The organism is Fructobacillus sp. ESL1129 (assembly GCF_058507945.1).
In genome coordinates this window covers 479600-498787 of the sequence record NZ_CP196668.1, presented here as the reverse complement: position 1 = coordinate 498787, position 19188 = coordinate 479600, and the positions used below count along the sequence as shown (strand labels likewise).

Annotated in this window: 12 protein-coding genes; 10 read left to right on the top strand and 2 right to left on the bottom strand. The window is 44.4% G+C overall.

Annotated elements, in window-relative coordinates; genetic code table 11:
• Positions 1-122 precede the first annotated feature (122 nt).
• Complete coding sequence (locus tag ACSYSL_RS02430) at positions 123-6047, top strand: mucin-binding protein (RefSeq protein WP_491708959.1); 5925 nt, start codon at positions 123-125, stop codon at positions 6045-6047.
• A 1544-nt stretch (positions 6048-7591) separates the two neighbouring features.
• Here the strand turns inward: ACSYSL_RS02430 and ACSYSL_RS02425 are convergent.
• Positions 7592-7738 (bottom strand): IS3 family transposase, encoded by a 147-nt coding sequence (locus tag ACSYSL_RS02425; RefSeq protein ID WP_491708958.1) that lies wholly within the window; start codon positions 7736-7738, stop codon positions 7592-7594.
• Between the two features lie 949 nt (positions 7739-8687).
• On the opposite strand from ACSYSL_RS02425, the gene ACSYSL_RS02420 reads away from it, so the two are divergent.
• Positions 8688-9227, top strand: a complete 540-nt coding sequence (locus ACSYSL_RS02420; RefSeq protein WP_491708957.1) for a GNAT family N-acetyltransferase — start codon at positions 8688-8690, stop codon at positions 9225-9227.
• A 44-nt stretch (positions 9228-9271) separates the two neighbouring features.
• On the opposite strand, the gene ACSYSL_RS02415 is transcribed toward ACSYSL_RS02420, so the two are convergent.
• Positions 9272-9658 (bottom strand): ribonuclease HI family protein, encoded by a 387-nt coding sequence (locus ACSYSL_RS02415; protein WP_491708956.1) that lies wholly within the window; start codon positions 9656-9658, stop codon positions 9272-9274.
• 93 nt (positions 9659-9751) lie between these two features.
• On the opposite strand from ACSYSL_RS02415, the gene ACSYSL_RS02410 reads away from it, so the two are divergent.
• The 8 genes from ACSYSL_RS02410 to ACSYSL_RS02375 all read left to right on the top strand — a co-directional run bounded on the left by ACSYSL_RS02410 (position 9752) and on the right by ACSYSL_RS02375 (position 19178).
• Complete coding sequence (locus ACSYSL_RS02410) at positions 9752-10138, top strand: EbsA family protein (protein ID WP_491708955.1); 387 nt, start codon at positions 9752-9754, stop codon at positions 10136-10138.
• Complete coding sequence (locus ACSYSL_RS02405; protein ID WP_491708954.1) at positions 10131-11051, top strand: RluA family pseudouridine synthase; 921 nt, start codon at positions 10131-10133, stop codon at positions 11049-11051. The genes ACSYSL_RS02410 and ACSYSL_RS02405 overlap by 8 nt, the downstream gene beginning before the upstream one ends.
• 24 nt (positions 11052-11075) lie before the next feature.
• Entirely contained in the window at positions 11076-11603 is a 528-nt protein-coding gene (gene pyrR / locus ACSYSL_RS02400; RefSeq protein ID WP_491708953.1) for a bifunctional pyr operon transcriptional regulator/uracil phosphoribosyltransferase PyrR, read from the top strand.
• Between the two features lie 44 nt (positions 11604-11647).
• The gene (locus tag ACSYSL_RS02395) at positions 11648-12727 is read left to right on the top strand and encodes a carbamoyl phosphate synthase small subunit (RefSeq protein WP_491708952.1); all 1080 of its coding nucleotides are present in this window, start codon (positions 11648-11650) and stop codon (positions 12725-12727) included.
• Positions 12708-15227, top strand: a complete 2520-nt coding sequence (locus tag ACSYSL_RS02390; protein WP_491708951.1) for a carbamoyl phosphate synthase preATP-grasp domain-containing protein — start codon at positions 12708-12710, stop codon at positions 15225-15227. The genes ACSYSL_RS02395 and ACSYSL_RS02390 overlap by 20 nt, the downstream gene beginning before the upstream one ends.
• A 1-nt stretch (position 15228) precedes the next feature.
• Complete coding sequence (locus ACSYSL_RS02385; RefSeq protein WP_491708950.1) at positions 15229-15516, top strand: DUF7671 family protein; 288 nt, start codon at positions 15229-15231, stop codon at positions 15514-15516.
• 115 nt (positions 15517-15631) lie between these two features.
• Positions 15632-16810 carry a metallophosphoesterase family protein gene (locus ACSYSL_RS02380; RefSeq protein WP_491708949.1) on the top strand — a complete coding sequence of 393 codons (1179 nt, stop codon included), beginning with the start codon at positions 15632-15634 and terminating at the stop codon, positions 16808-16810.
• Positions 16800-19178 (top strand): ATP-binding protein, encoded by a 2379-nt coding sequence (locus ACSYSL_RS02375; RefSeq protein WP_491708948.1) that lies wholly within the window; start codon positions 16800-16802, stop codon positions 19176-19178. The genes ACSYSL_RS02380 and ACSYSL_RS02375 overlap by 11 nt, the downstream gene beginning before the upstream one ends.
• Positions 19179-19188: the final 10 nt, after the last annotated feature.

Sequence of the window (19188 nt, the reverse complement as noted above, 5' to 3'; positions counted from 1 at the left end):
ACATACGAGCATATTACTGTTACTTTAATATTATAATTGTTGCATTAGTATTAAAAAGGAAGGTATGTGTATTAATGATTTATAACAAGAGGAAACTTAGTAAAGAGAATAGCAAAAAAGTGATGAAAAAAGTAAAAAAGCAGTGGGTTGTTGTATCCATCGCTGCCTTTGCTGTATTGGGTGTGGGGTATTCAGGTATTGCTGATAATACAGCCCACGCTAGTGATGCCTCTCAAACTACTACTGGTTCAGAAGCTAATTCTAGTCAGACATCATCGAAGTCTGAAAGCTCCAGTACGGTTTCTTCAGAATTAAAAGATAATTCAACTTCTGAGGGAACTAATAGTGTAACAAAGTCATCCGATTCAACTTCTGATGATATTAGTGCTAAAAAGTCATCTGATTCAACTTCTGATGATATTAGTGCTAAAAAGTCATCCGATTCAACTTCTGATGATATTAGTGCTAAAAAGTCATCATCTACTGAAAATAATACTGTCGCTCTTCGTAGTGGCGATAGCACTCAACAGCTAGAGGCACTTAAGTCAAATATTTATATGACTAACGTTCCAGCAACGTTAGAGGAAGATAACTGGGCACGTGTTGGACTTCAAGGAAGTTTCACAATTGAGAACAGTGAATTAGTCAGCGGAAATACTATTAAGCTTGCGGATGTCTCAGTCAGTAACCCAACTTCATCAAGTGACGCAATGAGTAATATTGTCAAGCAAGGATCAGATATCGAAGTTGTTGATTCTGACAAGCACGTTTATGGAATCATAAAGTATGTTGGTAATGATCAAGGTACTGGTGGTACTTTAACCTATACAGTAACTCAGTCAAATAATCTTACTGAGGGTGGGGTTACCAATTTCACTATGTCATCAAAATGGTTCTACACTCTTAACTTAGGATTAGGAAGAACTAATTATAGCAAGGCTCCGTTTAAGGCCGATTTTACTGTTAAGGGTTTTGGGGGAAGCAGCAACACAAGTCCAATTCAAATCACACCTTCTCAGATTAAAACCGTAGATGCTCAAAAGATTGAACCGGATGGTGTTGGTGCAGCTCCTACAATTGGTGCGCAAGATAGTGGCGCTACTATTCGTGAGTATTTAGACCATACCGTTATTCCTAACGATACTGAGTTTATGAATTTACAAAATAGTAACGGGACAAGTGGGACTGTTGATTTAACTAATCCAGTTATTAGTTACGAAAAAATCACCAGTAGCCAAAAATTTGATGTTACTAGTGGTAGTGTAGGAATCATTACTTTCTTTGTAAATCCTGATACTAAAAAGGTTCAAGCACTGGATAAGAATCATAATATATATGCCCATTACGGCGGGTATGATTATGCCAAAGAAATTAAACTTTCTACTACTAACGCTGGGGAAGGTTTGAGCCTTGATGATCTAAAAAAAGCTGTTAAGGGTACTGGCTTATACTACTCAATTCAGTCTGATGGGTCTGCATATGTTATTAAATATGTAGACAAGTCTGACCTGATATTAACAACGGATCAAATTAAAGCAGGCGTCGATGCAGATGAGTTGAACGTAACTGATCCATCGTCTAATGCAATGGATTCAAAAAATGCAACTATTGATTTTTATGCACACCAACTACACATGAATGGTGGGGCAGGACGAGTACAAACAGGTACTGGTATCACTGTGTTTGATAAGACAATTGTTGCAACGGTAGATGTTGAGCAACTGGACGCAAACGGAAAAGTTATTGGTACTGCAACAACACAAACTCAACCAAACTCAAGTCACCTCGCAGGTCAATCAGCAGTAAAGGTTCATTATATTGATCAAGATGGTAGAAACCTTTCCTTCATCGACACTACTTGGGGCTTCCCAACTTCAAGTTCTCAAAAGCAAGCCGCCATTAAACCAGCTAGCATTCCAGGCTTTTCAGTTGATACAAGCGCAACGACGATCCCTTCAAATGCTAATGCACCTGAGGGCTCAAAAATCATAACAAATGCAACCGAAGTGGATTTTCCATCTGCCGATACTACAGTTAACTACTATGTAATCTATAAAGGTGATACTCAAAAGGCAAAAGTAACTTTTATTGATGACACTACCAAAAAAGTATTAGCAGAAGAAAATCTTGAGGGGCCTTCAAAAACACTGTCTAATTATCGCCCCCAATCACAAATTAATTTATATGAAAATAGTGGCTATGAGTTAGTATCAAACGATTATCCTACAAATGGGGTTCAATTTGATACTGATGATAGTCATGATCAGACATTCGAAATTCACTTGAAGCATATGACGACAGAATCAACGGAAAGTAAGACGGTTAAGGAAACTATCCATTACGAGTACGCTGATGGAACGGAAGCGGCAAGTACTTACACGAAGGACGTGACCTTTACTCGCACAGCTTATAAGGATGCGGTAACGGGTGACGTCACATATGGTCCATGGAGTGCCGATCAAAGCTTCGTTGCTGTAACCAGCCCAAGCTTGAAGGGTTATACAGCCGACAAGAGTGAAATTGCGGCTCAAACGGTTAATGGTAATTCAAGTGACTTGGACTTCACGGTCAAGTACACGAAGAATGCGCCAGCCGAATCAACGGAAAGTAAGACGGTTAAGGAAACTATCCATTACGAGTACGCTGATGGAACGGAAGCGGCAAGTACTTACACGAAGGACGTGACCTTTACTCGCACAGCTTATAAGGATGCGGTAACGGGTGACGTCACATATGGTCCATGGAGTGCCGATCAAAGCTTCGTTGCTGTAACCAGCCCAAGCTTGAAGGGTTATACAGCCGACAAGAGTGAGATTGCGGCTCAAACGGTTAATGGTAATTCAAGTGACTTGGACTTCACGGTCAAGTACACGAAGAATGCGCCAGCCGAATCAACGGAAAGTAAGACGGTTAAGGAAACTATCCATTACGAGTACGCTGATGGAACGGAAGCGGCAAGTACTTACACGAAGGACGTGACCTTTACTCGCACAGCTTATAAGGATGCGGTAACGGGTGACGTCACATATGGTCCATGGAGTGCCGATCAAAGCTTCGTTGCTGTAACCAGCCCAAGCTTGAAGGGTTATACAGCCGACAAGAGTGAGATTGCGGCTCAAACGGTTAATGGTAATTCAAGTGACTTGGACTTCACGGTCAAGTACACGAAGAATGCGCCAGCCGAATCAACGGAAAGTAAGACGGTTAAGGAAACTATCCATTACGAGTACGCTGATGGAACGGAAGCGGCAAGTACTTACACGAAGGACGTGACCTTTACTCGCACAGCTTATAAGGATGCGGTAACGGGTGACGTCACATATGGTCCATGGAGTGCCGATCAAAGCTTCGTTGCTGTAACCAGCCCAAGCTTGAAGGGTTATACAGCCGACAAGAGTGAGATTGCGGCTCAAACGGTTAATGGTAATTCAAGTGACTTGGACTTCACGGTCAAGTACACGAAGAATGCGCCAGCCGAATCAACGGAAAGTAAGACGGTTAAGGAAACTATCCATTACGAGTACGCTGATGGAACGGAAGCGGCAAGTACTTACACGAAGGACGTGACCTTTACTCGCACAGCTTATAAGGATGCGGTAACGGGTGACGTCACATATGGTCCATGGAGTGCCGATCAAAGCTTCGTTGCTGTAACCAGCCCAAGCTTGAAGGGTTATACAGCCGACAAGAGTGAGATTGCGGCTCAAACGGTTAATGGTAATTCAAGTGACTTGGACTTCACGGTCAAGTACACGAAGAATGCGCCAGCCGAATCAACGGAAAGTAAGACGGTTAAGGAAACTATCCATTACGAGTACGCTGATGGAACGGAAGCGGCAAGTACTTACATGAAGGACGTGACCTTTACTCGCACAGCTTATAAGGATGCGGTAACGGGTGACGTCACATATGGTCCATGGAGTGCCGATCAAAGCTTCGTTGCTGTAACCAGCCCAAGCTTGAAGGGTTATACAGCCGACAAGAGTGAGATTGCGGCTCAAACGGTTAATGGTAATTCAAGTGACTTGGACTTCACGGTCAAGTACACGAAGAATGCGCCAGCCGAATCAACGGAAAGTAAGACGGTTAAGGAAACTATCCATTACGAGTACGCTGATGGAACGGAAGCGGCAAGTACTTACACGAAGGACGTGACCTTTACTCGCACAGCTTATAAGGATGCGGTAACGGGTGACGTCACATATGGTCCATGGAGTGCCGATCAAAGCTTCGTTGCTGTAACCAGCCCAAGCTTGAAGGGTTATACAGCCGACAAGAGTGAGATTGCGGCTCAAACGGTTAATGGTAATTCAAGTGACTTGGACTTCACGGTCAAGTACACGAAGAATGCGCCAGCCGAATCAACGGAAAGTAAGACGGTTAAGGAAACTATCCATTACGAGTACGCTGATGGAACGGAAGCGGCAAGTACTTACATGAAGGACGTGACCTTTACTCGCACAGCTTATAAGGATGCGGTAACGGGTGACGTCACATATGGTCCATGGAGTGCCGATCAAAGCTTCGTTGCTGTAACCAGCCCAAGCTTGAAGGGTTATACAGCCGACAAGAGTGAGATTGCGGCTCAAACGGTTAATGGTGATTCAAGTGACTTGGACTTCACGGTCAAGTACACGAAGAATGCGCCAGCCGAATCAACGGAAAGTAAGACGGTTAAGGAAACTATCCATTACGAGTACGCTGATGGAACGGAAGCGGCAAGTACTTACACGAAGGACGTGACCTTTACTCGCACAGCTTATAAGGATGCGGTAACGGGTGACGTCACATATGGTCCATGGAGTGCCGATCAAAGCTTCGTTGCTGTAACCAGCCCAAGCTTGAAGGGTTATACAGCCGACAAGAGTGAGATTGCGGCTCAAACGGTTAATGGTAATTCAAGTGACTTGGACTTCACGGTCAAGTACACGAAGAATGCGCCAGCCGAATCAACGGAAAGTAAGACGGTTAAGGAAACTATCCATTACGAGTACGCTGATGGAACGGAAGCGGCAAGTACTTACACGAAGGACGTGACCTTTACTCGCACAGCTTATAAGGATGCGGTAACGGGTGACGTCACATATGGTCCATGGAGTGCCGATCAAAGCTTCGTTGCTGTAACCAGCCCAAGCTTGAAGGGTTATACAGCCGACAAGAGTGAGATTGCGGCTCAAACGGTTAATGGTAATTCAAGTGACTTGGACTTCACGGTCAAGTACACGAAGAATGCGCCAGCCGAATCAACGGAAAGTAAGACGGTTAAGGAAACTATCCATTACGAGTACGCTGATGGAACGGAAGCGGCAAGTACTTACACGAAGGACGTGACCTTTACTCGCACAGCTTATAAGGATGCGGTAACGGGTGACGTCACATATGGTCCATGGAGTGCCGATCAAAGCTTCGTTGCTGTAACCAGCCCAAGCTTGAAGGGTTATACAGCCGACAAGAGTGAGATTGCGGCTCAAACGGTTAATGGTAATTCAAGTGACTTGGACTTCACGGTCAAGTACACGAAGAATGCGCCAGCCGAATCAACGGAAAGTAAGACGGTTAAGGAAACTATCCATTACGAGTACGCTGATGGAACGGAAGCGGCAAGTACTTACATGAAGGACGTGACCTTTACTCGCACAGCTTATAAGGATGCGGTAACGGGTGACGTCACATATGGTCCATGGAGTGCCGATCAAAGCTTCGTTGCTGTAACCAGCCCAAGCTTGAAGGGTTATACAGCCGACAAGAGTGAGATTGCGGCTCAAACGGTTAATGGTAATTCAAGTGACTTGGACTTCACGGTCAAGTACACGAAGAATGCGCCAGCCGAATCAACGGATACAACAATTAAAAAGAACCCATCAATCGTTTCCACTCCATTAAACCAGGTTAGTCACCCAATGCACTCAACGAAGGAAAATATTCAACCAGAAACAGGTAAAACTGATAAATCAGGATCTGTACGTGTTTCTTTAATTAGTGGATTGTTTCTTTCTCTAATTGGCTTTGTCACTTTTGGTAAATTAAAGAAAAATAAGAATCAATAAGTTGGTTATTCCATCATGCATTAATGCCCATGATGAATCAATAGAAGGCGTCTTCGTTACTTTTGTAAGTAGCGAGGACGTTTTTTGTTACGATGTTTTATCTTGTCCAGCGGAATTCGCGCAATGCGCTTACTCCCAAAAAAGCGAGCTATCTGCGAACCTTTGATTTCCTTAGGGCCGTTACCCCAAAACGCTGATACGGGATAGGCGTGTATCCATAAGGAGGGTGGCAGTAGTTTCCGTTCAAAACACGTCCAAAGATTGCCGTAGCATGTAACTGGGCAATAAATAATTGGCTATGAATTTGCTCGCCAAGCAAGTGTTTGGTAAAGTGATGGCTCTTGGGCGTAGCAACCTAGGAGGGTCTGAGAGATGTTTTAAGCTCAGATTGGAAGGCCAGTTAAATTTTTTAATTGAAACTTTACCTATTTTAGAGGCGCCAATGGGCAGTAGCTTTATGAAATGCCCAAGTTGATAACAAGCGGACCATGAAATAACAATAATTATTGGATATCAATTGAATTTTTTCAGGGTTGTTGGAATTAAAATTGTAATCTGCCTTGGGGTGAGGATATATTGCTAAAAAAGTTAAGGATGAATAACTAGTTCATTGAGTTATTTGTCCTTTTTACTTAATCTAAACATCGTATTTCTCATTGGAATAAAGCGAAAAAGTTTATATTGAAACTGTAAAGCTAAAATTAATTACTTAACGAAGGTTCTTGCGGTGCAAAATTTTACAAGTTTATGTTTGGCGCAACGGCTGAGGCTGTTATACATGAAGTAACCTATTCAGATTGAACACAAGAAGTCTCATGAAACAGCGGTCGTTCGTTCTCAAGCAAGTTTAATGAATTTATGAAAAAATAAATAATAACATTTCCTCTTAAAACCACATCAATACTGATTCATTGGTTAATATTTTAAAATATGTAGTTTTTTCTTGGAAAAATAAATTGGTTGCTTGTAGGTTAATAAGTTAGACGCTTTTTACATCGTCGGGTTTGATTTATACGTATGAATCCGTTCGTGATTATATCGATGAATATAGCGAGAAATTTGTCCTATCAGCTCAAATTTTTTTCCTAAACCGATTGATATAAATGAATTCTTTTTTCAAAATTTAATGAAATGCTTCGATTCTCGTATTGTCATCGAGATGTCTCTTCTCAGAATATGAGTGGCGAATATTATTTGTTTCTAACAAATTTTCAAAGATACCACTGGTATACTCACTTCCTATATCTCGATGCAAACATGTTAAATTTTGAAATTGGCTCAGTGCATTTAACAAAATGTCGGCGACAAAATGACATTTCGGATTGAACTCAGTTTGTGAGTGAGTGCTTTTCGATTGTCTGGATCATACACCGTTCCTAAATATATATATTGACCACTTGGGACCCGAATATAGGTGATATCTGCAGACAAAACCCTGTACCTATCATAGAGTTGCTTAATTAATTCGGGCGCTGTGTATAAAGAACTTCAGTAACTAGCTTACGGTATTTTTTGGTCATCACTGATTGACAGTTTGCCTTTCTTCATAAGCGCCATAATCTTCTTACACCAACATTGACTCCTTGTCGGTTTAAGACGATTTTTATTCGTTTATAACCATAAACACGGTCACTGGATGGCCAGATTCCTTTGGTCTTTTCTTGAATCAATTGGTTTTCTTGTTCACGCATACTAGGAACATGGTTCGGCAAATTGTAAAAAGTACTCCGTGAATTCTTTAAAGCACGGTGTACCGTTGTCATTCGATGGCCAGTGATTACATTGACTTGGACAGCTGGTAATGTGGTACCACGCTTTAACTTTTTGCCAGTAATACCGACGTTCGCTTTAAAATATCATTTCCTCTCGAAGACTATCATTTTGCTTTTTGATTTTTTTAATCTCATTATTCATGTCAATTTTATCGCCAATCATCTGTTTTTTTACTTGGGACCATTTTGAAACAGTCGTTGAGACTATTTCGAATTCTTATTAAAGGAACCTAGCAAAGCGTTCCTCCTGGTAAAGAGTAATAATTTAATTTTTTATTTTTTTGATTAATGTGGTTATTTTTGTCATATGCTAAATTCTTTATCTTTTCTTGATTATTATAAAGTGGATAGATGCATAAAATCTGTCCACTCTATTAGCATACGAGCAATAACAGCTCTAATGAACAAGCAATTCAACCTGCTGAAAATTATATTGCGTCCAGTTCTGATAACCGTTCCATGATGGTTATCAGGGGAATAGGAAACATTAAGTAACAATATGGTAGGAACACTACGTTCTCTGTGAATCAACCAAGTCAAAACGACCAGGAAAATTAGTGTCCCTTATCGGCAATGTTGAGAAAAGTGATCAGCATGAGCAAGTGAGAATGACTTCCTTTTCTGTCTTGCTCTCCATGCTGGCTTTTATTAGCGGATGGTCACGTCGGAATTATTGAAAAAAGTAGGATTATTTGAAAGGAAATCCTGAACGCATTTAGGTGTTGTGAAGGTTTCCTTCTTATTGTCAGGTATTTTAACAATATCTCTGGAATAACGGTGGTGCATTCCGATTTGTAGTGATATAATTGCTTCTTGTAATTGAGAAGAAAGGAGCTGCACACTGGAGAAATTCGGGTGCTAATCAAATATGCCAGCAGTATATATGCGACGGGCCAAGGCTCGCGACATTGACGAAATTGTCGAGATTTTACAAACGGCCAAGAATTTTTTGAAGGAACAGGGACTTGACCAATGGCAGGGGGATTATCCCAATGCTGGAACGATTGAAAGGGATTTGGACAAGCACCACGCCTTTGTTTTGATGGTTGGGAACCAAGTAGCTGGTTATGCCGCTGCCTTTGAAGGGGAAGACCCATTGTATACGGCTTTAGAAGATGGTTCTTGGTTGAAGGATGGACATGATTATGCTTCTCTTCACCGCGTTGCCATGTCCGATAAGTTCCGTGGACAGCGTTTGACTCCGCGCTTTATCACTGCATTGATTTCATATTTTTATGCGCAGGGAGCACGTGATTTCAGGATTGATACGCATCCAGGTAATCTCCCAATGCAAAAAGTTATTGCCAATAATGGTTTTGAGCAGCGTGGAACGGTTCACATGCAAGAGGCCCCTCATATTTCAACGGCTCGTTGGGCTTACCAATTGTTAATTGAAGATGATGATTAATTGAAAAACACCTTGGAATTTTTTTAAGGTGTTTTTTTGTAAGTTTACTTATTTAGTATTTGCCAAGCTAATTGGTGAGGACCCTTATTTTCACGATCTTTGACCCAAACATACAAGGTTAATTCTGGATTTGGCAGCAAATAAATAATTTGGTCGACATATTCTTGGAAGTGTTTCGCGTAGCCTTTTTGTAAGGAAGAAATTAAAAGTTTGGAGTCAGATTGAATTTCAATTACCTGCTGAGTATCAAGTTTCGTTTGAACTCGGGTTAAGCCCCAAATCAAGGCTTGAAATTCAGCCTCATGATTGTTTTGGCAGGGGTTTAGTTTGCCGTTCAGTTGTGTTTGTTTTTTATTTTTAACAAAGACAATCCCTGCCGCTGATTCATGGCTGCTTGGTCGGTAGGCAGCGTCTGTTTGAATTTGAATCATCTGTCGTTCTCCTTTTTTTTAACAGTCTTACAATAACAGAATAGGTAATAAAATGGTAAAATATAGAGAGTTGGATTCAATAAAGGAGTTGCCATGGCTAAATTGAAAATACACTATCAACCATCAAGTGACTGGTCGAAAATCAGCTGGTTACTTTGGGTTTGTTTAATCTTAGTCAGCCCCATTTGGGCATCGGAACTCTTTTATTCTGTCAATGTTTTTTGGATGCTATACACCGTTATCATTTTAGTTATTTTTTTGATTCGTATTGGCCGCCGTTTCATGGTTGTTGAGAATCAAAAACTGGTTATCCATCGTGTGATTTTTTGGAAAAAGAGATCGGTAAATCTCACGAATTCAACTGCCAATCTGTCGATTGAAGGGCGAATCCTTATCATCAGACAAGCAGAAGAAAAAGAAATGCGGTTTGTACTCAGTAAGCAGGAGAGCCAACGTCTAGAGGAAAAAATCAATGCCTAAAACAACAGAAGTGACGATTAAAGAAGGCGGAAAGCGAATTGATACGGCACTAGCCAATACCTGTTTAGAGCATTCACGTTCGAATTTGGCAAGTCGGATTAAGGATGGACAGGTGCTCGTGAATGGTCAGCCCGTCAAAAGTTCCTACAAGGTGAAAACAGGGGACCAAGTTCTCATCATTGTACCGAATACCAAATCGGTTTCGATTCAGCCAGAGGATATCTCATTGGACATTATATATGAAGATGGTGACTTGCTGGTCGTTAATAAGGAGCAAGGGATGGTCGTGCACCCTGCCGTTGGACATACTAGCGGAACCCTAGTGAACGCCTTGTTGTTTCATGCCCCGCTCTCGACAATTAATGGGGAATTTCGTCCTGGAATTGTTCATCGAATTGACCGAGACACCTCTGGCCTTTTAATCGTAGCTAAAAACGATCAGGCTCACAAAGCCTTAGCAGCCGAATTAAAGGCCCATAAGACGGAGCGGTACTATTACGCCCTGGTGAAAGGAGGATTTAAGGAAGACCATGGAACAGTGGACGCGCCAATTGGTCGGCATCCAAAGGATCGTAAGAAGCAGGCAGTGGTTGCTGGTGGGCGGGAAGCCGTCACTCATTTTGAAGTGCTCGAACGATTTCACGGCTACACACTCCTACGGTTAGCTTTGGAAACAGGACGAACCCATCAAATTCGAGTTCATATGCAATATATTGGACATCCGGTGGTTGGGGATGCAACTTATGGACATCAGCAAGAAATACTAGGCATTCCCTTAAAGGGACAATTACTTCATGCCAAAACGTTGGTGCTGACACAGCCGACAACTGGTGAGAAGATGACGTTCGATTCGTCGTTACCTTCGACTTTTGAACGAGTATTAAAAGTTTTGAACGAACAATCAAAACTGTAAGTATACATAGATAAGGAACAACAAATGGCGAATAAAATTGTACTTGACCAAGCCTCCATGCAACGGGCGTTAACGCGGATTACGTATGAAATTTTGGAGCATAATAAGGGTGGCCAAAATTTAATTTTGGTCGGGGTAAAAACACGTGGTGAATACTTAGCACATCGGATTGCGGATCGCTTGGAGCAACTTGAAGGTGTCCAGATTCCCGTGATGGCCATTGATATTTCGAATTATCGTGATGATCGTTTGGGCCAACATACGAAGCTTGGATTGAATGAAGGCGACCGGGTGAACATCATCGATAAAAATATTGTCTTAGTTGATGATGTTTTGTTCACGGGCCGGACAACTCGTGCGGCGTTGGATGCACTGATTCAAATCGGCCGGCCAAAGACCATTTCACTCGCTGTTTTGATTGACCGTGGGCACCGTGAACTGCCGATTCGAGCTGACTTTGTTGGGAAAAACATTCCAACTGCTCAAAACGAAAAGATTCAAGTTCATGTGAAAGAAATCGATGGAACAGACGAAGTGGAGATTGTCCACTAGGCATCCTGTTTTTTCGTACGAAGTTACTCGAATAGGAGGATTCCATGGAACGGCACCTGATTTTAGAAGATGGTACAGTTTTTTCAGGCGAGGGATTTGGTGCGCCAGCAACGACTTTTGGCGAAATTATCTTTGACACGGCCACGTCTGGCTATCAAGAAACCATCACAAATCCCATTTATGACGGGCAGATGATTGTTTTTGCCATGCCTGTAGTTGGTGCTGATGGGATCCATGCCGAGGCCTATGAATCTATTAGTCCTAAAATTCGAGGCATGATTGTGCACGACCTAGCAGAGGTCTCCACAAACCGGCAGCGGCGAATGAATTTGGACCGATTTTTGAAACAGTACAATATTCCCGGTCTTTACCAAGTCGATACCCGAAAGTTAATTCGCCACTTACGTGAAACTGGTTCTCAAAAAGCAACCATTGTTGATGTGGTGGATGACCACGCCCGTGACCAGTTGCAGGCAACGGTCTTAACGAATAAACAGGTTCAGAATACGGCGACCGATAAGGCTTATTCGAATCCGGGTCGCGGGTTCCACATTATCGTCATCGACTTTGGACTGAAGAACGGTATTTTACTTGCTCTTGGGGACTACGATGCGAATGTGACGGTATTACCCTATACAACTTCGGTTGACGAGGTACTGACCCTAGATCCCGATGGCATTATTTTGTCGACGGGACCTGGAAACCCAGAGGATTTACCGGAATCCGTACTCACTTTGATTCGAGTTTTGCAAAGTAAGGTGCCTATGCTCGGTATTGGCTTGGGGCATGAACTCTTCGCCTTGGCCAACCATTCGGCATTGACGGTTTTGCCAGCCGAATACCACGGGATGAACCACCCAATTCAGGAAATCATTTCACAGGAAATTCTCTATGCCCGGCAGGGACGCGGTTACGTGGTTGATCCTGAGATGTTAGACAGTAAGCGTCTCTTTGTCACGCATCGTGACTTGGTTGACCAGTCAATTCAGGGACTTCGTCACCGTGACTTTCCAGCTTTTTCGGTACAGTTCTTCCCAGATGGGGCTCCGGGCCCACTCGAAGCGAAACGTGTTTTTGCGGACTTTTTCGAAACGGTAGTAGACTATGTACAAAAGAACAACTGATGAAAATTTAAAACGGATTCTCTTTCTTGGCTCCGGCGAGACTGACTTTGGCATGCAGGGCGAAAACGATGCGGCCATTTATCAAGTGCTGCCAATTCTAAAGTCGCAGGGTTACCGACTTTTTATTGTGGATGATAATCCCTATTCTTTGGCCCTTGAATCGTCAGAAGCCGAAACCATCGTGGCGACGTTGACGGTGCAAAGTATCAAGTCAATTATTAAGGAAAAACAAATTGATGCTGTTGTTCCTGGCTTTGCTGGTTTACGTGGGTTACGCCTGTGGCATCAGGTGATTGCTGAATGGCGGGAAGAGGATGGCGCACGGCCAGTCGGTCTTGGTATTTCGGATAAGACCTTAGACCTGCTGAATGATTCGACGGCCCTCTTCGAGACACTTTCTGCGGCAGGACTGGCGATGCCAGAGGCAACCATCGTGTGTAGCCAGAGTGAGGCGAATGAGTTACTGCGTGATTTAGAACTACCGCTGCTTGTTCGTGCCCATAACCCAGCGCAGGGGACGACCAGGCGCATTGTGCGACGGTTGGATGATTTCGAAGAAGCCGTTAATCAAGTTCTTTCGCAGTCATTGACGAAAGAAGCCGTGATTTCGAAGGCGATTAACGGTCTAAAAGAAGTTTCGTTCCTTGTCTTACGTGATAAGGCGGGGAACTGCTTGCAAGTGGGGGCTTCTGAAGACATGGATCCGATTGGGATTCATACTGCGGATTCGCTTTCGGTTGCGCCAATTCTGACCATTTCGGACCAAATAGTGCAAGAAATGCGGGCGCAAGCCTTTCTGGTTGCTGACATTTTAAACGTGCAGGGACCGGTCCATGTACAGTTAGCGCTTAACGAACGGACGGGTCAACTGTATATTATTAAGGTATCGCCATACCTGGATCAATTGAGTAACCGCATGGCCTTGATGACGGGTTATCCCGTCATGTTAGTGGCAGCCCAGCTAGCCACTGGTCGTCGAATCATGGATGTCGAGTTGCCAGCCGATTCCTACCATGAAAAGACGGCCATGATGGAACCGGTGATGGATCACATTGTGGTTAAATTACCCGTTTTTTCGTTTGGTGATTTGAAAGCATCCGGCATCCACGTGAACCGTCAATTAAACTCAATTCAAAAGTCAGTCGGTTCAGCTTTGGGATTCGGTCGGACTTTCATTGAAGCGATGGAAAAAGCCATTCGGGCTGCTCACTTTAACAACCGCTCTTTTTCGCCGAAGTACATGAAGAATGTTTCGGACGATGAAATGATTCAGCAGTTGATTCACCCCCATGATAACCGAGTGCTTCTGCTCTTAGAGGCTTTGCGTCGTGGTTACGAAGTCGATGAATTGGCTGAGTTAACAAAGATTGATGAGTTTTACTTCTACCAACTGAAGCAGTTACTGGTGACCGAGGAACGAATCTTAGACAGTGGTCCTAGTCATGAACAGTTGGCGGAGGCGAAGCAGTCTGGTTTGTCTGACGGGTTGCTGGCTCGCTTTTGGAATAGTAATTTTCAAAACATCCGAGCGCTGGCAAAGGAAGCTGGTGTCATTCCAACCTATAAGGCGCTGGAACCTTCAGCAGGTGAATTTCCCGAAAACGCTCACCAGTTTTTCGCGACTTTTGAAGAGGAAAATGAATCGGTTGCGGTTTCAAAACATACCATTCTCTTAGTCGGATCAGGGGCCTTTCGGATGGGGGATGGCGCAGCGGCTGGTTATGTGACCTCGGTCGCTCTTTCAGAATTGCGGAAGTTGGGCTACCACACAGTGATTATGAACAATAACGCTGCCGATGCCTCCTTATTGCCGCATTTGTCGGATAAACAGTATTTGGAACCACTGGAAACATCGGATGTCATGGCGGTCGTTGATCAGGAAAATCCTGAAGCGATTCTAGTACCGGGTAATCGCCGAAAGCTAATTGCTTCATTACTGGCTCTCGGTCAGCGGGTGATTGTGTTACCAAAGGAGAAGCATCAGCCGTTCGGTCCAGAAGCGGATGAATCCGAATTTGCCTTGAACCTGTTTTACGACGGGCAGCGGGCCTATCCGTTGGTTTTGACGCAGCACCAAGCTGGTGAAATTCGTCTGGTTGATCAAGATGTTTCTGGAACTGATTTAGCGGGCATTCATTTAGACCATTCGGGTGTTTACCAGTTGATTTGGCGGAAAAAGGGCCTGAACTGGGTAAGACACGTTGACTTACCAGACTTTTCCGTTGATAGTTGGCTGCGACCAATGCCATTTGGACAAATCGCCTTTCTATCGAAGCTGCTAAAAATTTCCTTAATTCGGTTGGTTGTTCGATCCTGGAAGGGAGGACTAACCGAAAATGATCTAGGAGCACTGGTGGCGCACATGCCTGATCTAAGAGGGTCTGACTTTGCCATGGTTTCTGATCGAACCGACTTTCACTTGCATCTACAGCCTGACGCGCCAATCGACTCGACGCGTTTCGAAATGGGGGCGAAGATTGTTCGCCTGCAGGAGGACTAGCATGGCAAAGGGCAAGTATGAAACGGCTATCTTGACAGGGTGTTTGCTGGAGGAAGATGCTTCTGGGCACCTCTTGGTTAAAGACCGGCAGCAGGAACACGATTGGCGGATTGGTAAGCATACCAAGGGTCAGTTACTTGGTCCTGGACAAATCTTTTTAACGGAGAAGAATCAGAAGGTTTTGTTGACGAGGGTGATGCCGCTATCCTTTAAAGACCGGCATGACTTTCAGCCTATCGGTCGCTTTACAAAGGAAGTTCAGCATGACCTGTTGGTCGATCATCATTAGGTAAAAAAGTCTCAGCACAAGCTGAGACTTTTTTGTTCAGAATGCTTTGGAAAGTAAGAGTCGTTTTGTATAATGATTATACGAACATCTGTTTGCTGAATTAAAGGAGCTTTAAATGCTGTCGTTTATCCACGCCGGCGACGTTCACCTGGGTAACCCTTTCAAGGGATTGTCTCGGCAACTACCGGAAAAATTTCAAAAAGAGATTCAGGAAGCGTCGTTTATCGCCTTTCAAGGACTCATCGATTTAGCGGTAACCGAAAAAGTGGATTTTGTTTTGTTTCCTGGCGACTTATTGAACGGAAGTGGCGTTTCTGCTCGAGTTCAGGCCACGCTCATGTCGGGCTTTCGCCAGTTAAAAGAGGCGGGGATTACCGCCATCGTTTCTTTTGGTAATCATGATTACCAGGCTTTTGACAGTCAGCCAAGGTTTTGGCCTGAAAACGTTCTTGTCTTTGATCACGCCGTTCAAGAAAAAGTTTTGACCAGTCGCTCTGGTGAACGCGTGGCGTTCACCGGATTTTCCTATGCCGACCGTTCGGAACGGCGACAGCGTCTGGCTGATTTTCCAAGCCGAAATCCAAATGTTGACTACGAAATTGGTTTGTATCACGGTTCGGTGGGCAAGCTGGGGGATGACTATGCCGCGTTTTCAGTCGATGAAATGCTCGCAAAAAACTACGATTACTGGGCTCTAGGGCACATTCACCAACGGGCAACGCTACATGAACAGCCCACTATCGCTTATTCAGGAAATTTGCAGGGGCTGAATCGAACGGAAGTAGGAGCAAAAGGGGTCCTACTGGTGCAGTCGGGTTCGCATGGTTTGGTCGAACGGTTTATTGATTTGGCACCTGTTCGCTTTGAAGCGTTGACGCTAACCAACGTGGCTGACCCGCTGGCTGTCGTGGATGCGTTGCTTCAGTCGAATTATTCCTTGCCGACTTTTTTGACGTTAAGCATCGACGGATCACTTCAACCAGCATTGCGTCAAACCTATGATGAGGGACACTTGCTAGAAGTGATTCAGCAATCCTTACCAAAGTCGAGCAATGTTTGGCCAATTGAACTGACGGTGCAAGAGCAAAGGACCGTAGGGGATGCTTTGTCAGCGACTCATGATTTTTCGACCGCCATTGAGGCGGTCATTCAAGAGGGAGTAGGGGCTAAAAAGCTTTCAGACGACGTTCCCCTAGTTGTTCGGGAATACTTAAATCAGCCGGAGGGTCAGGCGGCCCTGCGCAAATCATTGGAACAACTCTTTTCGGAACGGAGGTCAAGTGATGAAGATTGAGGAACTCCATATCGTTGGCTTTGGCAAATGGACGGATGTGACCTTCCGCTTTTCCAATGACTTTCAGATTATCGCCGGGCCTAACGAAGCCGGAAAAACCAGTCTAAAGGCTTTTATTATTGGTGTTTTCTTTGGCTTTCCGCGGGGACGAAGAGCGGATCAGCAGCTTTATGAACCTCGTTCTGGTGCCCGGTATGGGGGGCGGGTAACGATTGCGACCCAGAAAGGTCGCTTTACCATTGAGCGCCTTGACCGTACGCAGTCAGTGCTCACGGTTCGCTCGCTGGACTCCGGTTTAACAATGCCCGATTCCGAAAAGTGGCTACAGCGACTTTTTGCACCCCTCACTGAAAAAGACTATTGTCATATTTTTTCCTTTGATGAAGCCGAACTCGACCAAGTGACGAATCTGACGGGTGACGATTTTGAGCAGGCGTTATTGACCTATGCGAAGCCACAGACTCAGCAGTTTTTATCCTGGGCTGATCAACATCATCAATTGGGGCAACAACAATTTGCGCAAGGTAAAAACGGGAAGCGGCCACTTAACATGGCGAACAAGGCCTATCGGGCCTTACAGGAGAAACAGGCGCTCGCTAGCCAACAGGAGGGGCAATACCAGAATTTGCTAACCAAGCGGCTCGAATTAGAGGCGACGTTAGCGCAATTAACTGATGAGGAAACAAAGCTGCAAGAAGCACTGCATGATAAGCAAAGTGAATTGGCTGATTGGCCCCTCTATCAGGATGTGTCGACAAAGGAAAACGTATCAAAGGAATTGGTTGAGTTGCCGGACGAAAATCGTCGACAAGCCATCCAGGAACTGGAACAGGAAAAGCGTTGGCTGGAGAAGAAAGCACAGGAACAGCAAGAGGCCTTGACGTCAATTCAACAGGAGTTGAGTGACCAAAACCAAGTGCCTCCTTCTGAAAGTGTGATTCGAGATACCATGGCTTCTTTGGCTGCTTACCAAAGTGAGGAAGAGCGGATTGTTCAGGCAATTGCCCACGCAGGGCATGGCTTTACCCGTGGCCTGCCACAGCCTTTGAATCAAACAGAAGAAAAATTGTTACAAAAAAGTGCGAGACTACCTTGGACCGTTGCATTCCTTCTTCTTGGCGCTAGCTTGCTGGCAGCTTTGTTATTGCCGGGCCTTGAAGCAGGCCTTTTGTTGGTAGTTTCCCTTGCCCTACTGGGCTTTTTCTGGCAGCAAAAGTTTAAGAAGAGGGCACTTCTGGATCGTTTTGCTCCGCTCAATCAGGCGGCGATATTGGCCTATCAGGACCGATTACGAGCAATCTATCGGGAGCAAAGTCAGCTTCCCTTGATTGACAAACAGCGTCAGCAGGCCTTACAAGCATTAAAGAAAGCTCTTCTGCAATCCGGCCGATTGGATGAAGCGACTTTGGCCGCTTGGTCTGATGAACAAGTTCAAGACTGGGTCAAAGAAGAGCTTCTCGATGGTCGTCACACGGGCAAAACGGGATTGAACCATCGTTTGCAAGAGGCCCTCAGGCAGCAAGCGGCCATTGCCAAGCAAAAAGAGCAACTGGCCGAACGTCTTCAGGAACAGTTGGCGCCCTATGGGTTGGCAAACATTGATGACTTTTATGAACGCATCAACCAGCAGCAGAAGCAGGAGCAATTGCTTGTAGCGCAACGAATGGCTACCAAGCAGTTGGGTCAGGGGCGCTTGGCGACGTTTTCAAAATTAGTCGACACGCTTGGTCAAGAAAACGTAGCCAATCATTTGCAGGCCCAACTTGCCGAGTACCAGAACAAGTTAGCCAGCCTACGTCAATCCAAAAACCAACAGCAACAGCTGATTGCGGACGTGAGTGCGCAGTTAACACAGCTCGTTGAAAAGGGTAGTTTAACAAGCATTTCTCAGGAATTAGCGAATTTTGAAAGTGATCTAAAAGAGGATTATGTTCATTATCTTGCTCAGGTGCTGGCGGTTGACGTTGTCAAGCGAGCGTTTGTTGGAAAAGAAGATTCACTGGCCCAACAGGTTTTTGAACAGGCTGGTGCATACTTAGCGCAATTAACAGAAGGCGCTTACCAGCGAATTCTGTTGAATGATGGTTCGATTAACGTGTTTGATTCGGCGGGGCAACTTTTTCGGGCAATCGAGCTATCCTCTGGAACAAGAGATTTGCTCTTCCTGGCGATTCGGCTTGCTCTTTCAACGAGTGTACACCGGGAGGAACCATTGCCACTTTTGATTGATGATGCCCTGGTTCATCTTGATCACCAGCGGCGACAGGCAGCACTGGTGTTATTGCAGGAGTTGGCGACCGAACAACAGGTATTGTTTTGGACTTTTGATGAAGGATTACTGGGACCGTCCGGGATTCGTCTCACTTAATTTAAAAGAC